Annotated in this window: 16 protein-coding genes; 10 read left to right on the forward strand and 6 right to left on the reverse strand. The window is 66.7% G+C overall.

Features of this window, described 5'->3' with window-relative positions; translation table 11 throughout:
* Positions 1-276: 276 nt before the first annotated feature.
* Positions 277-1,089 (forward strand): nuclease-related domain-containing protein, encoded by an 813-nt coding sequence (locus tag ACFV9H_RS18470; protein ID WP_385399149.1) that lies wholly within the window; start codon positions 277-279, stop codon positions 1,087-1,089.
* Between the two features lie 273 nt (positions 1,090-1,362).
* On the opposite strand, the gene ACFV9H_RS18475 is transcribed toward ACFV9H_RS18470, so the two are convergent.
* Positions 1,363-2,484 carry a Ku protein gene (locus ACFV9H_RS18475; protein WP_385399152.1) on the reverse strand — a complete coding sequence of 374 codons (1,122 nt, stop codon included), beginning with the start codon at positions 2,482-2,484 and terminating at the stop codon, positions 1,363-1,365.
* Between the two features lie 41 nt (positions 2,485-2,525).
* Between ACFV9H_RS18475 and ligD the strand changes: the two genes are divergently transcribed.
* Positions 2,526-3,410 (forward strand): non-homologous end-joining DNA ligase, encoded by an 885-nt coding sequence (gene ligD, locus ACFV9H_RS18480; RefSeq protein WP_385399154.1) that lies wholly within the window; start codon positions 2,526-2,528, stop codon positions 3,408-3,410.
* Complete coding sequence (locus ACFV9H_RS18485) at positions 3,410-4,297, forward strand: ATP-dependent DNA ligase (protein ID WP_385399306.1); 888 nt, start codon at positions 3,410-3,412, stop codon at positions 4,295-4,297. Before ligD ends, ACFV9H_RS18485 begins: the two co-directional genes overlap by 1 nt.
* 39 nt (positions 4,298-4,336) lie before the next feature.
* On the opposite strand, the gene ACFV9H_RS18490 is transcribed toward ACFV9H_RS18485, so the two are convergent.
* The 3 genes from ACFV9H_RS18490 to ACFV9H_RS18500 all read right to left on the reverse strand — a co-directional run bounded on the left by ACFV9H_RS18490 (position 4,337) and on the right by ACFV9H_RS18500 (position 6,314).
* Positions 4,337-4,738 (reverse strand): DUF6479 family protein, encoded by a 402-nt coding sequence (locus ACFV9H_RS18490; RefSeq protein WP_385399156.1) that lies wholly within the window; start codon positions 4,736-4,738, stop codon positions 4,337-4,339.
* Between the two features lie 53 nt (positions 4,739-4,791).
* Positions 4,792-5,778 (reverse strand): XdhC family protein, encoded by a 987-nt coding sequence (locus tag ACFV9H_RS18495; protein ID WP_385399158.1) that lies wholly within the window; start codon positions 5,776-5,778, stop codon positions 4,792-4,794.
* Between the two features lie 200 nt (positions 5,779-5,978).
* On the reverse strand, positions 5,979-6,314 hold the full coding sequence (locus ACFV9H_RS18500) for a hypothetical protein (protein WP_385399159.1): 336 nt from the start codon (positions 6,312-6,314) through the stop codon (positions 5,979-5,981).
* A 176-nt stretch (positions 6,315-6,490) separates the two neighbouring features.
* Here ACFV9H_RS18500 and ACFV9H_RS18505 point away from each other — a divergent pair, with 176 nt between their 5' ends.
* The 4 genes from ACFV9H_RS18505 to ACFV9H_RS18520 all read left to right on the forward strand — a co-directional run bounded on the left by ACFV9H_RS18505 (position 6,491) and on the right by ACFV9H_RS18520 (position 10,500).
* Positions 6,491-6,844 (forward strand): hypothetical protein, encoded by a 354-nt coding sequence (locus tag ACFV9H_RS18505; RefSeq protein WP_385399161.1) that lies wholly within the window; start codon positions 6,491-6,493, stop codon positions 6,842-6,844.
* 11 nt (positions 6,845-6,855) lie between these two features.
* On the forward strand, positions 6,856-8,862 hold the full coding sequence (locus tag ACFV9H_RS18510; protein ID WP_385399163.1) for an NACHT domain-containing protein: 2,007 nt from the start codon (positions 6,856-6,858) through the stop codon (positions 8,860-8,862).
* A gap of 93 nt (positions 8,863-8,955) precedes the next feature.
* The gene (locus tag ACFV9H_RS18515) at positions 8,956-9,090 is read left to right on the forward strand and encodes a hypothetical protein (protein ID WP_385399165.1); all 135 of its coding nucleotides are present in this window, start codon (positions 8,956-8,958) and stop codon (positions 9,088-9,090) included.
* A 423-nt stretch (positions 9,091-9,513) separates the two neighbouring features.
* Positions 9,514-10,500 (forward strand): hypothetical protein, encoded by a 987-nt coding sequence (locus ACFV9H_RS18520; protein ID WP_385399167.1) that lies wholly within the window; start codon positions 9,514-9,516, stop codon positions 10,498-10,500.
* A 474-nt stretch (positions 10,501-10,974) separates the two neighbouring features.
* Here the strand turns inward: ACFV9H_RS18520 and ACFV9H_RS18525 are convergent, their stop codons facing one another.
* The gene (locus tag ACFV9H_RS18525) at positions 10,975-11,184 is read right to left on the reverse strand and encodes an e9imm peptide (RefSeq protein WP_385399170.1); all 210 of its coding nucleotides are present in this window, start codon (positions 11,182-11,184) and stop codon (positions 10,975-10,977) included.
* Positions 11,181-11,645 carry an NUDIX hydrolase gene (locus ACFV9H_RS18530; RefSeq protein WP_385399172.1) on the reverse strand — a complete coding sequence of 155 codons (465 nt, stop codon included), beginning with the start codon at positions 11,643-11,645 and terminating at the stop codon, positions 11,181-11,183. The genes ACFV9H_RS18525 and ACFV9H_RS18530 overlap by 4 nt, the downstream gene beginning before the upstream one ends.
* Before the next feature lie 18 nt (positions 11,646-11,663).
* Here ACFV9H_RS18530 and ACFV9H_RS18535 point away from each other — a divergent pair, with 18 nt between their 5' ends.
* The 3 genes from ACFV9H_RS18535 to ACFV9H_RS18545 all read left to right on the forward strand — a co-directional run bounded on the left by ACFV9H_RS18535 (position 11,664) and on the right by ACFV9H_RS18545 (position 14,285).
* The gene (locus tag ACFV9H_RS18535; RefSeq protein ID WP_385399175.1) at positions 11,664-12,446 is read left to right on the forward strand and encodes a GntR family transcriptional regulator; all 783 of its coding nucleotides are present in this window, start codon (positions 11,664-11,666) and stop codon (positions 12,444-12,446) included.
* A gap of 139 nt (positions 12,447-12,585) precedes the next feature.
* Positions 12,586-12,924, forward strand: a complete 339-nt coding sequence (locus tag ACFV9H_RS18540) for a hypothetical protein (RefSeq protein ID WP_385399177.1) — start codon at positions 12,586-12,588, stop codon at positions 12,922-12,924.
* 2 nt (positions 12,925-12,926) lie between these two features.
* Entirely contained in the window at positions 12,927-14,285 is a 1,359-nt protein-coding gene (locus ACFV9H_RS18545) for an FtsK/SpoIIIE domain-containing protein (RefSeq protein WP_385399179.1), read from the forward strand.
* Positions 14,286-14,310: the final 25 nt, after the last annotated feature.

Below are 14,310 nucleotides of genomic sequence, written 5' to 3' on the forward strand. Positions count from 1 at the left end.
CCAGAGAGTCATCGATCTTCACGTACAGTGCTGTCGCGAGGGTTTCGAGATCTGTCGTCACAAACGGATCAACGAGACCCTCGCTTCATGCGCCCAAAGACTTCGGACTTACTCGTCTAGGGGCCGGCGGTTGCGGCAGAGCCCCGTTCTTGTAACAGCGGAGCCGCAAGGACCCGTCGGAGTCGTTACACATCGCTGTTACACCTCGCCGTGACACATCCGAGGGATTGCCGTACGCCGCCCGGGCTGCTCCCATGGACGGCGGGGGTGAGGGCGATGTCGCCGCTCAAGGGACTCAAGGTACTGCCGTCCGCCGGCCGGGCCGGCCGCGGCCGGCTGTACGTCAACCTGCCCGACGGGCAGGCGGTGGCCTGGTACGACCGCCAGGCGAAGCGCATCAGCGTCCTGGCGGACGACCACCGCGAAGCGATCCTCGCGGCGCTCCGCCCCTACCTGAGCGGGACGGTCTCCATAGGCCCGCCCCCGGTACCCACGGCGGCCGACCTACGCCGCCTCGCCCTCCCGCCGGACGCGGACCTCGCCCCGAACCGCCCGGGGGAGACCCTGCTGGGCGAGCTGGAACACGGCCCGGCGGGCACCAGGGCCCGGCACCGCCTCCGCCAGGACCTGGTGGCCCAGCAGCGGATGGGTGACGTACTCGACGCCCTGGAGCCGGACGGTTGGCACACCCTGCACTGCGTCCCGCTCCCGGGTCTGGGCCGCATCGACCACCTGTTGATCGGCCCGGCGGGGATCTTCTGCGTCCGTACGGTTCCCGGCCGCCGCCAGCGCGCCTCCATCGGTGACCTCCTGCTCACGGTGGGCCGCGCGGAACCCCGCCCGGACCCCCGCTGGACCCGCCGTGCGGCAGCCCGAGCCACCCGAGCCCTGGCAGCCCAGGTCACCCCGGCCCTGGCCGTGGTCGAAGCCTCCCGCGTAGACGTGGCCCCCACGGTCCGAGACATCCAGATCCTCCACCCCCTGACCGCCCACCCCACCCTCAAGAACGCCCCGACCACCCTCAAACCCCCTGAGGTGGAAACCCTGTTCGCCGCAGCCAGAGACACCCGAACCTGGCTCGGCGCCTAACCGGCCTGGGCCGCCCCCGAACCCGGCTCGGCGCCTAACCGGCCCCTCCCGCCCCGCGAGGCGCCCCGGCCACGGCACCAACCGCCCCCGCCGGGCGCACCTGGCCTCGGCTGGGCATTCCAGCCTCGCCGGCGTTTGAGGCGCACCCACCGGGCCGCACCCACCCACCCCGCCGAACCATTCAGCCCCGCCGGCGTTTGAGGCGCGGGGTCTGGGGCGGAGCCCCAGTTTCGGGAAGGGGCGGGGTGGGGGACAGCGCCGCAGGCCCCACGTTCAGGCGGAGGTCCGCTTCCGCGGCGTAGCCGTCTTCTTCGCGGCCGCAGCCGTCTTCTTGGCCGAGGCCGAAGTGGACTTGGTGGCCCCCGACTTGGCCGAGGCCGAAGTGGACTTGGTGCCCCCCGACTTGGCCGTAGTCGCCTTCTTCGCCGCACCCGCACCCGCACCCGCACCCGCAGCCGTCTTCTTGGCCGAAGCCGCCGTCGACTTCTTCCCCCCAACCGCCTTCGGCGCAGCCGCAGCAGCCCGCTTCCGCCGAATCGGAGTCACCTCGGCAGAGACCTCACCCCCGGCAGAGGCCTTGGCAGAGCCGGCAGAGCCGGCAGACCCCCCACCCTCCCCCCGAGACGCCTTAGCCGCCCGCACACTCTTCTCCAGCGCCGCCATCAGGTCGATCACCTGCCCACCGGCCGGCTCCACCACCGCCTCCGACGGCTCGAACGCCCCACCCGCCTTCGCCGCGATCATCTCTTCCACGGCATCCCGGTACTCGTCCCGCAGCGAGCTCATCTCCACCTCCCCCAGCGTGGCCATCAGTGCGTCCGCCAAGTCCAGTTCGGCCTCCCGCACCGACACGGACGCCTCCGGCGCCACCCCCTCCGGCGCCCGGATCTCGTCCGGCCACAACAGCCCGTGCATCGCGATCACATCACCCACCACCCGCAGCATCCCCAGCCGCTCCCGCCCCCGCAGCGCGTACTTGGCGATGGCGACCTTCCGGCTCCGCTTCAGCGCCTCCCGCAGCAACGTGTACGGCTTCGCAGCCGTCGCCCCGTTCGCCGCCAGGTAGTACGCCGCGTCCATCTGCAGCGGATCGATCTCCTCCGCCGGCACGAACGACATGATCTCGATCGTCTTCGCGGTGGCGAGCGGCAGCTGCGCCAGGTCCTCATCACTGATCGGAATGACAGAGCCGTCGGCCTCCTCGTACCCCTTGCCGATCTCGGCGGCGGGCACCTCCTCGCCGTCCAGCTCGCACACCTTGCGGTAGCGGACCCGCCCCCCATCGGCGAGATGGATCTGGCGGAAGGAGATCGAGTGGCTCTCGGTGGCGTTCACGAGCTTGATCGGGATGCTGACCAAGCCAAACGAAATCGCCCCGTTCCAAATGGATCGCATCGTGTCGCCCGCTTCCTCCCGTTTCGTGGCAGTCTCATCGTATGACGCCGATCACATTGGTGGAGGGCCGTCGCATCGCGCTCAGCAATCTCGACAAGGTCATCTATCCCGAGACCGGCTTCACCAAGGGCGAGGTGCTGCACTACTACGCCACCATCACGGGCCCCTTCCTCGCCCACGTCCACAACCGTCCGGTGTCCTTCCTGCGCTATCCGGACGGCCCGGACGGCCAGCTCTTCTTCACCAAGAACCCTCCGCCCGGCACACCCTCCTGGGTGAAGACCACCCCGGTGCCCCGCTCCGACGAGCCCTCCGCCGAACAGGTGGTGGTCGCGGACATGCCCTCCCTCATGTGGGCCGCCAACCTGGTCGTCGAGTTCCACACCACCCAGTGGCCGGCCGGCAGCCCGGCCGTCGCCGACCGCCTGATCCTCGACCTGGACCCCGGCCCGCCCGCCTCCGTCGTCGAGTGCTGCGCCGCCGCCCTCTGGCTGCGCGACCGACTCGCCGCCGACGGCCTGCACGCCTACGTAAAAACCTCGGGCTCCAAGGGCCTGCACATCTCCACGCCCCTGGAGCCGACCCCGTCCGCGCAGGTGTCCTCGTACGCCAAGGCCCTCGCACAGGAGGCCGAACGGGAACTCCCCGACCTGATCGTCCACCGCATGGCCAAGTCCCTGCGCCCCGGGAAGGTCTTCGTCGACCACAGCCAGAACGCCGCCGCCAAGACCACCGCGGCCCCCTACACCCTGCGCGCCAGGGCTCTGCCGACCGTCTCCACCCCCATCTCGTGGGAGGAGGTCGCGGCCTGCCGGACCCCCGACGACCTGCTCTTCCTCGCCGACGACATCGCGCCCCGCCTGGCCCGCGACGGCGACCTCTTCGCCCCCCTCGCAGACCCCGACCGGGCGGGGCGACTGCCGTGATCCGCGTCGCGCTGGCCGCTGCCGTACGGACCCTGCCGCGCGGGGCGGGTCTGGCGTACGAGCCGAAGTTCGACGGCCACCGCCTCCTCGTCCTGCGCACGGAGGCCGGCGTAACCCTCCAGGCCCGCTCGGGCCGCATCGTGACCAGCGCCTTCCCGGACCTGGCCGCGGCCGCCCACCAACTGCCCGCCGGGACGGTCCTGGACGGCGAGGTGGTGGTCTGGCACGCGGGTCGCACCGACTTCGCCCTGGTCCAACGGCGCGCGGCGGCCACCGCGGCCCGCGCGGCCGTGCTCGCGCAGAGCCTGCCGGCCTCGTACGCCGCCTTCGACGTCCTCGAACTGGCCGGCCTCGACCTGCGCGCCCGCCCGTACGAACGCCGCCGCGCACTCCTGGTCGATCTCCTGCTCCCCCTCGGCCCACCCCTCCAGCCGGTCCCCATGACCACGGACCCGGAACTGGCCGCCACCTGGTACGAGACCCTCCCGGCCAGCGGTATCGAGGGCCTGGTCGTCAAACGCCTGGACCAGCCCTACCCGACCGGGCGGCGCGGCTGGCAGAAGCTGCGGCACACGGACGTCCGCGACGCGGCGGTGGTCGGCTACACCGGCACCCCGCGCCGCCCGCAGGCCCTGGTGCTCGTCCTCCCGGTGGGCGACGAAACCCCCCTGGTCTCCAGCCCCCTCCCCTCCTCCCTCCGCGCCGAGCTGGCGGCGGAGGTGGCCACCCGCGAGGCGCCCCCGTCACCCCCCGCGGCCACGATCACGGCGATCGGACTCGGCGAGGTCCCCTTCCATCCCCTCGACCCACCGCTGACGGCGGAGGTCCGCGCCACCTCGGCCCGCCACCCGCCCCCTGAGGTCCTCCGGCTGCGGACAGACCTCTGACCCGCGCGGGAGGCGCGGGCCAAAGGGAGGAAACGATCGTCAGGCGTGCGCACCCCGCCCGTGGTCGGGCGGACCCCCGGGCTGGGGCCGCGGGTACGTCGCCTCGGGCCCCGGATGCTCGAACCCGGACTCACGCTCGGCCCGGACATCATCGGGGTGGCTGGAACTGGTGGAGCCGAAGTTTCCGTAACCCTGCATCTCGTGGGGCCGCAGCCCACCCTCGGGGATCTCCACGGGGTCCCGCTCCTCGCGGACCTCGTAGACCGCCCCACCGTTCGGCAGATGTGGCTGCTCCTCGGGAGCCGGGGGCGGCGGCTCCTTGGCCCGGACCCGCTGACCCAGCTTGAAGCCGCCGAGCAGGAGGGCGACGACGACCAGTCCGACGACGAAGAACCACGCGATGTCGCTGAGAACAGCGTCCACGCTCAGGATCATGTCCATACAGACCATTTTCCCGCACTTCCCACCGATATGCGCGATCGGAAGCGATCAGATCAGTCGTTTATGGGCCCTTCGGTGTCCCGCAACGCACCGCCGCCGGTGCGCGCCCCGAGCACCCCCAGAATCTCGGCGCAGATCGCCAGCGCCGTCTCCGCCGGCGTTCGCGCCCCCAAATCCAGCCCGATCGGCCCGTGCACCAGCCCCAGTTGGGCCTCGGTCACCCCGGCGGCGATCAACGCTTCCCGCCGCCGTGTCTGCGTACGCCGCGACCCGAGCGCCCCGATGTACGGAACCTGCTCGGCCAGCGCGAACCGCAGCATCGGCACGTCGAACGCCTCGTCGTGGCTCAGCACGACCACGCACGCGGCATCCCGCCGCGCCGCGATCGCCTTCGTGGCCTCCGCCCTGCTGTCCACCAGCACGGCCTCCCACCCCAGCAGCAGCGCCTGCCGCTCGATGATCCCGGCCAGCTCACCCCCACCACCGATGACCACGTACGGCGCGGACGGGTACGCCTCCACGAGCACCAGCCCGGTCTCCCCGTACAGCGCGTCCCGCCCCGCCCTCCTCGTGGCGAGCAGCTCCCCGGCCCGCCGCCCGGCATCGTCACGCACCACCCCCTCGGCCCGTACGACCTCACTCACGGCCTGATCGGCCCCCTCGTTCAGCCGGGTAACCAACGCCACCCCGACCCCTTCCCCGAGCAGCTCCCACCACTCGGCCGGGATCGCGCTCAGCGGCTGCAGCAACACCTCGGCCTGCCCGCCACACGTCAGCCGCGCCTCCACGGCCTCGGCCCCGCGGACGGACACCTCACACACCCGCGCGGTGACCCCGGCCCCCATGGCCCCGACCTCGGCAACGAGCTCGGCATCGAAAACGCCCTGATAAAGACTGCCGACGCACTCCCCCCGAGCATCGACGAGCACGGCCCCGCCCGGATCCCGCGGCCCGAACCCCTGCTCGGTCACGGGCCGCGCCAAGAACGCCACCCGTCCCTCGGCCGCCCACTGCCGAGCCGTCTCCACCAACTCACGCATCCGTGTCGCCCCATCCTCATGCGAGCTCTACCCGCAAAGCACCAGGTCAACGGCACTATGCGGCCTCCCCACCCACCCTAGGCAAGCCCCCCACCCCCACCCACCCCCCAAACCCACAGACCCCACCCCACCTCCCTCGTACAGACCACCGGAACGGCCCCGCTCCACGCCGTACGGGCGTCCCCGTGTCCGACGGGCGCTCACCAGGGGTGGTCCGGGCCGTCCTCGGCCTCCGGGTAGTAGCGCAGGGTCGGGCCGGGCCGGTAGCGGCCCAAGAAGGGCGGGCGGTGCGGGCCTTCGACGCAGCTGAGGAGGAACTCCGTGAAGGGGCCTGGGGCCTCGTGCCACTCCCCTTCCTCCGTCTCGACCACCACGCGCCAGTCGTCGGGGTCCTCCTCCTCGGGAAGGAAGTAGTACATGGTGCCGTCCCAGTCCCCACCCCACTGGATCAGACCGCCGGGGTGGGGGTGGAAGGGAAACGGGGTGCGCTCGGGGTCGTCGAGGTGCGGCCGGCCGGTAATCCCTGGGGGCTCCAACGTTCACGTCGGCTGCCCCGAACTCGGGGTGTCGCCAGCTCGCCCTTGCTTTGGATGTCCGCGAAACCGACCCTCTGCTAACTCTCTTGTGGGGTGAAAGTCAGTATGGCTGGCATCCTGAGTCCACCCCCTCGTAGGCTATGACGAGACAAAATGTGGCCCACGGGGGAGGGTGTATGGATCTCGCCATTTTGGCTGATGCTGCAGCTGCTGCGTATGTAACGGGCATAGCTGGGCACGCCGCCGCAGGCACGGATGGTGTCATACAGGCGCGTTTCGGACAGCTTCGCCAGTACCTCGCATCTCGCCTGACCGGCGAACATGAGCTTGAGGATGCAGAGGAGGCGAACCTGTCCGCCAGCCTCTTGCAGGTACTTGAAGCGGATCCCACTAGCGTCTCTGAGCTTCAGGAGATCCTGAAAGGGATTTCAGATTCTGCGGCGATCGAGGGCGCAGGAACTGTCTACGGAAACGTGACACTGCGAGGGAAGTACGTAGCAGGACGCGATATCAGGTTTGATGGACGTTGATCCGGAATCTAGTGCGCAGGCCATGGGGGCGCGCTAAAGCGGCTCGAACCGTCTTTGGTGATGTTGATATTTCTGGCTACTTTGCCGCAGGTCGAGATGTCAACGTGCGTAATTTCACTATTAGCGAGTCCTTGCTAGGCAAGACAGATGTTCGGATTCGAAAGAAGATGCTCACCAAGGTGCTGCCTGCATGGCTGCGGGAAGGCGACTACTGGGCGGGCGATAGTGAGAGTGGCATAGAATTTCCTGTTGCTGCAGAATTTAGCACCGATCACGTTAGTGGTCAGCGGCAAGGCGTTACTCCAATCAGCAGGCGCACTGCTGTTAAGCAATGGGATAGTGTAGATATAAGTCAGGCGCTGGATGGGTCTTCGGGCAAGTTACTAATTCTCGGAGAGTCTGGATCCGGAAAGACGCGCAGTCTGCAACAGGTAATGCACCTATCCATTGGCCATGCGCTGCGGGATGATCAAAACCCGATCCCGTTCCTCCTTCACTTGTCTGACTGGTCGAACTCTGACAGGGAGCTACGGATTTGGCTTATGCGTTCGATCCGGGAGAACTATGGGATTCTCCCTGGGATGTTTACGCAGTGGCTTGATCGTGCAGAAGTAATGATCATCCTTGACGGGTTGGATGAACTAAAGCTACGCGATCGACGTGATTGCATCACTGCCATAAATCGTTTCGTTTCTGAATATCCGACAGTTCAAGTGGTCGTGGCGTGTCGTCTCGATGAGTATCGAGATACTGGGAGGAGGTTGAATCTCAGGGCGTCTCTACTCATCGAAAGAGTAAGTGAACGCAAGGTCGCCGAAATTGTAAATGAAGCAGGGGGTGCTCTGGAAGGTCTCGATCGAGCCCTGAGGAAGGACAGAAAGCTTCGAGACCTTTTGCGTAATCCGCTATTTCTGCGCTTGGCTATGACGCTTTACTCGGAGAGCGCTGATGTCGATCTATCAAGATCTACAGACAGACGCAAGGCGCTCTTGGCTGCGTATGTCGACTACGCTGAGCGAAGAATGGCCGGTAACGGCGTCCAGTCTGAGGGTTGGCTGTACTTCATGGCGTTTGCTCTTAGAGGTAAGCAACGCGTCATGTTCTGCCCGGATCGCTATTCGGTAGAATTTCTGCCCATCAAGTTCAAGCGGCTCGCCGAAACGCGAGTTCTGTTGATGGCGAGTCTGCTTGTGGCAGTGCCGTCTTTTTTGCTGCGTGGGGCGATGATTCTACTTGCTCCAGATTCGCCGACGAAGGCGACGTATGTGGCCATCACGTTCTTTGTCCCGCTGAGTTACGGATTTCTTACTTGGCGGATCACAAAGGATGACCTCTGGTCTCCACTTGCAGGGAGAAGGACATCTGTAGTAAGGGGCCTGCTGAGATTCGCGCGGCGGTCGGTCATCATCTCACTTCTGGAGGGTGCCGCCGTATGGTCACTCGTCACTTCGGGCGCGGCGGTTGGCGTGCTGGGCGGCATCGTACTGCTGGCATTCGTGGGAGTTACCATGTGGCCTGCACTTCAAATGGTGAGAGAGTCAGATACGTCTGACCCTAGCGAGATACCAGATCGTGCAGGTGGCGAAATCCGCAGTCTAGTGCGTTCGACTCTCATCGTTGCAGCTCTAGTCGCGGTTTCGATGTACGTGACATTGGCGGTCATATTTGAAGCATTAAGCCCCGTCCCTGTGGTGAGTGAGGGTCTTCTCTACGCCCCGATGCTGAATGCGTTCTTCTTTATAGTCCCAGTCGCTTTCATTGCGGCGCTGCGGAATGGTGGCGTGGATTTGATTCGGAGGGATCAGTGTCGCCGAATTATGATCCAGTTCGGGTATCTGCCAAAGAATCACAAAGCTTCCCTTGAAGAGATCAGGAAATCCTCGCTAGTGGTTCCGCGGCGCGGAGCGCTGGAATTTAAGCATGTGCTGATTAGGGATCATCTTTCTCATCGGTTTGGCGAAGATGCCACCTCGCTCTCATTTGTTCCCATTAGGGAAACTGTGGCAAAGGTGGACTAGGTTGAGAGGTGGTGCTCCCGTTGCTTCTCCATGGAACTGGTGCGAGAAGTGAGCCGCCAGGCATCTGATCCGTAGCTCTAGCGGGATCGGTCAGTGACGGGTCATACCGGCGGCTTCAAGGCCTCCCCGGAGCACTGGCGGCCGGCGGCGGTCGCGGTACGACTGCTGTACAGCAGACCGTTCGGGCCCCGACTCGCGGCGGGGCCCTGGGGGCTCCAGTCGGCGTAGTCGTGGTGGTTGCGGGGGTCGTAGCCGTGATTGCAGGCGGGGCAGAGCGTGAGGTCCTCGGGGTCGGGGGTCGTCGGAGTATGGGTTGGGGATGATGCCGCCGTCGCACTGGGAGTCGGTGCAAGTCATGGGGTGCTCCTCCCAGAACCGTGCTGCCCTCGGGATCAGGGCAGCGGTGCCGACCGGCAGCCGCCACATCGACGCTCCGCCGCCCTGACCTGCTGCTGAGCAACCGACCAACACTCTGACCAGCGGCTGAACTGTCGCCAGTTGTCATATTGGTCACCGCCGAGCGCCCTCCCCCGCCGGCCCCACCACAGCCCGGGAGGGCGCTTGCTTGCGTCCTCCCGTCCAGATCCAACGAACTGCATCGGCTGGGGTACCCCACGCCCTACGCTGGGGCGAACCAACTTGGGAGCGTCTATGATCCTGCGGGAATTTCTGTACGTAGACACGGACAAGGTCAGGGCGATGCTGGCCCAGCTCGAAGGGGGCATCGCCGAAGAATCTCGGCAAACAGAGCGTATAGAAAAGCGCACAACGGTCGGCCCTCGGGTAGCGGCTCAGCACTACCAAGGCTTCGGGAATGAGACGTACACCAGCAAATCGTTGGGTGACGCCCTCTTTCCCATGCTTGAGGATGCTCTGGATTCCGAGTCTCTTCTTCGCGACATCTCGGAAGAAGTAGCCGACGCTGAGCAGTGGAGTTTCGGAAAACTCAAGGAACAGGTGCCTCCCGGTTCGCTGGTCAGGGTGACAGCCATGGGTTCGCTCTTCGATACGCGATACGTGGCGGCGGCATTCTCGGCCTTTGCCTCCGTGAGCGCGGGGCTGAATAGCCTTGGCATCTCACCCGATCCAGGCGCCCCCACTCCGGTTAGGGGTAAGCAGGGGCAGCGGCAGCGCGCCGTCAAACCGGGTGAGGCAGCAAAGGCTGCCCAGCTTGAAGACATGATCCCCGACTTCCCAGCCATGTCGGGCATCGATGGGGCCATGCTGCGGTCGTTTGTTCAAATCTCCAGGGGTGTGTTCAGCCCGGGGCTCCATATCAATCTTGTCCCGGCCGGCGGAGTGCTTATTAGTTCACGCCTTCAAGAAGGTCGGCAGTACCTTGACAGTGAGGCGGATATCCTCCTTGCTCGCTATGGTGCAGAGCCTCAGGAATGGACGCTCGTTGGCAGCATCGGAAGCTACGGGACAGAAGAAACCGAGTTGCCCGAATTGAATTTCATTAGGGGCGAAACCGGACTCGACAGAGGCGCATTCGCAGAGGCCATGAACGCGCAGATGCGCAACCTTGGACGCGTAGGCTTCATCGACTTGCCTCAGCACCCCGGGTTTTCTCTCATCCCCTTCGCTGTGTACCGTTCCATCCCGCGCCTGGGCACGGTGGCGCTGCCCGAGCGCTAAGTCCCCGAACGACTCACTCATCGGCCACAACGAAACTGGTACCGATGCGGAGCGACCACACCGGCCGGTACCACATCGCGGCAGCTGCTGCTCCCCGCCCGCCCATTCCCGGTGGTGCGGTCGCCTCACGCTCCCGTCCTCCGTGACGGCGGGGGTACGGCGCCCAGCCCAACTCAGGTCTGGCAGTCGGCTGGCCGTGCGCAAGAGGCCACCCCTCCCTCGCCGCTTGCTGTCTTTTGGAACCCCGTCTCGGCCGCAGTCGGCAGCGCTCGCGGCTACGCATGCCATGTGACGGTTGCCGTGCCTGTAGGCCTGCCTCAACTACCCATCAACCCGAGCCGTAGGCGTGCGGACGGCGGCCGGGCTGGAGCGGGGCGGAGACAGGAGCGCAGGCCCGGGCGACGGGCCGCAGGCGCCGCGCGTGCGCGGCGGGTGCCTTGATGAAGTAGGGAAACTCTTACCGCGCTGCCCGGCTCAGAGAGCGAAGGGCTTGTATGCCAGTGCTCGGTCTACGACCTTCTCGGCCCTCAGGTCGGGGTCGAAGTCCCAGAAGATGTAGGCGCTGAGGTGAGGGCAGCGGAGTCCTACTTCGAGGGAGTCCACGGCTGCGTCCGCTTCAGCCTCGTCGGGGATGCTGCCGTCCATGAGGCGCTGGATGAGCTGCACGGCTTCGTCGCGTGTCACGCCGTGAGGAGCTGGCGGCCGTCGTGGCTGCGGACGTGGGGGCCTGCGTCGTCCAGGGCGTCCAGGAGGCGGATCGCGTAGACCTCGGACATCTGGGCTGCGACCTCTTCCGGGGTGAGCCAGGCGACCGCGGTTGATTCCTCCGAGGTGCGCTCGGTCCCGCCGGACGGCTTGCAGCGGAAGACCAGGGCGACGATGCCGCGGGTGGTGTTCTTGTAGACCCCGGTGAGGTCATTGACCTCGACCTCGATGCCGGTCTCCTCCAGGACCTCGCGGCGGACGCCGGCCTCCGGGGCTTCGGAGAGTTCGAGGACTCCGCCGGGGAGCTCCCAAGTTCCGTTGTCCGCTCGGCGGATCGCCAGGAGTCGGCCGTCCTCGCGGAGCACTGCCCCGGCTACCGACACGGAGTGCAGTGGCGTTGACTTGGCCTGCGGGGAACCCGTACTCATGTACAGGAGCATAGGAGGAAGAGAAGGACTATGGGAACCGCAGTAGGAGGTGGCCGAGGGGCTGTGCCGCGCTACGTGCAGATCGCCGACGACATCGTTCAGCAGATCCGGGCCGGCGCATTGAAGGCCGGCGACATGGTGCCGAGTGAGTCCGAGCTGGTTGAGCGCTATGGCGTCGCCGGCGGGACAGTCCGCAAGGCAATGTTGGAGGTCCGCGCGAGTGGGCTGGTCGAGACGCGACACGGCAAGGGCTCCTTCGTGAAGGCTCGGCCGCCCGTCCGGCATCGGTCCTCGGACCGCTTCCGGCGTACGCACCGGCAGGAGGGTAAGGCGGCGTACCTTGCCGAGTCGGCTCAGTCCGGGGCTGAAGCTTCGGTGAGCATGCTCTTCCGTGGGCCCATTGAGGCACCGGAGGAGATCGCTGAGCGGCTCGGGGTGGCTGTGGGGACTCAGGTGCTCGCCCGTCGGCGGCTGTACTTCCGGGACGGGACGCCGGTGGAGACCGCGACCTCGTACCTGCCGTGGGACGTCGCGAAGGACATCCCCGAGTTGTTCGCTGACAACCCCGGGCCCGGCGGCATCTACGCCCGGCTGGAGGATCATGGGCACGTTTTCGCCGAGTTCGTGGAGACGCTCCAGGCCCGGCCGGCCGCCAAGGCCGAAGCCACCGAACTGTCGCTGAGTCCCGGCTCCCCGGTCGTGCACCTGCTGCGGAACGCGGTCACGGAGGAGGGGCGCGTCGTCGAGGTCTGCGACACCCTCATGGCTGCTGACCAGTTCGTCTTCGAGTACCGGATCCCCGCGCGCGACTGACGCTCGCTCAACTCCCCACAGCCCGCCGTGAGTTTCTGCTCGCGGCGGGTTGACTCATGTATAGGAGTGGTGCACTCTTCTTCATGTCGCTCCTATAGAGGAGTGAAGGAGTTCGACATCTATAGAGGAGTGATCTGCTGTGCGTCAGATTCCCGTCGACACCTCCGGCGCGACCGTGATGGTCGCCCAGCCCCCGCAGCAGAAGATGCGGGACAAGAAGACCGGCCAGATCGCCCTGGACGGCGACACCGGCAACAACCTCATGACCGTTGACGTGCTGTTCGTGATGAACGGCAACGCCGAGGTCATCCCGGTCACGGTGGCCGAACCTGGCATCTCCGGTGAGCTGGCCATCGGGACCCCGGTCGCGCTGACCGGCCTCGTCGCCCGGCCGTGGGAGAACGAGTTCAACGGCCAGAAGCGTCACGGGATCAGCTTCCGGGCCGTGGCCGTCACCTCGCTGGCCAAGGCGGGCTGAGCATGACCGCCTTATGGGTCACGCTGCTGGTGGTCCTGGGTGCTGCGCTGCTGCTGCGCTGGCTTCGGCCCACCTGGTACTGGATGACCTTCGGGGTCACCTTCGCGACGGCCCGGGTCCTGATCCGCTACCGCTCGGTGATGGATGCCTGTGGGCTCACCGTTCCGCCGTCCCGCTGGCGGTTGGCACTCGCCAGGATCGCCAATCGCCCCGCTCCTGAAGCTCGGTCGCCCCGGATCCTGTGGCTTCGTCCCACCGCGACCGGCCTGGTGCTGAGGCTGAAACTCCGGCCCGGTCAGGATGCCTTCGACTTCTCCGCGTCTTCCGACCGGCTGCGCCACTCGTTCGCCTTCCACAACGTCGTCTCGCGTGAGGTCCGCTCCGGCGTGGTGGAGCTGAGGATGACGGGATACGACGTACTCAGGCAGGTGCGCATGCCGGCAGTCGTTCCCGCGGAGGGGCTCCGGGTGCCTGTGGCGCTGCGGCAGGACGGGGAAGTTCATTACCGGGACTACCGGCAGGTCCCTCACGCCCTGAACGTCGGCGCGACTCAGTCTGGGAAGTCCGTCTATCAACGCACCCTCGTCGCCGGCTTGGCGCCACGGAACGTTGCCCTCGTGGGCATCGACTGCAAGAACGGTGTGGAGCTCGCGCCGTTGGCAGCGCGGTTCACTGCCTTGGCAGACAACCCGGGTGCCGCGGTTGACCTGTTGGCAGCTCTCGTCGACTACATGGGCCGCGTCTATGACCTCATCCGTACAGAGCAGCGGATCAGCGTAGGTCTGCCGGATGCGGAGATCACCGCAGACATCTGGGACCTTCCCGCGCACCTGCGGCCCGTGCCGGTCGTGCTCCTGGTGGATGAGGTCGCGGAGCTCGCACTCGCCGCGAGCCAGGCCGAGGAGGCGCGGCGGGATCAGATCGTCACCCACCTCGTCCGGCTTTCCCAGCTAGGCCGTGCCGCCGGCATCTACCTGGAGATCTGCCGGCAGCGCTTCGGCTCCGAGCTCGGCAAGGACATCACCATGCTCCGTGCCCAGCTCACCGGCCGCACCGCCCACCGCGTCAACGACGAGACCTCGGCGAACATGGCCTTCGGGGACATCTCTCCGGACGCCGTACTCGCCGCCGTCCAGATCGACAAGGGCCGCCCCGGCACGGCTGTGGCCGGTGACTCCTCCGGCGGCTGGTCCCGCATCAGGGCTCCGCACACCACGCTCCGACAGGCCGTGGACACCTGCAACGCCCACGCGCACCGAACCCCGAGCATCCCGGAGCTGGAGCTCTTTCGGCCTGCGGTCCCGGTGCGCGTCCTCATCGGCAAGGTCCAGCCGAAGCCCACTGCGGCAACTGCCTTCTAAACACTTGGCCCCACTCGGCCGGCGC

The sequence above is a fragment of the Streptomyces sp. NPDC059874 genome, assembly GCF_042731135.1.
Lineage (GTDB): Bacteria > Actinomycetota > Actinomycetes > Streptomycetales > Streptomycetaceae > Streptomyces.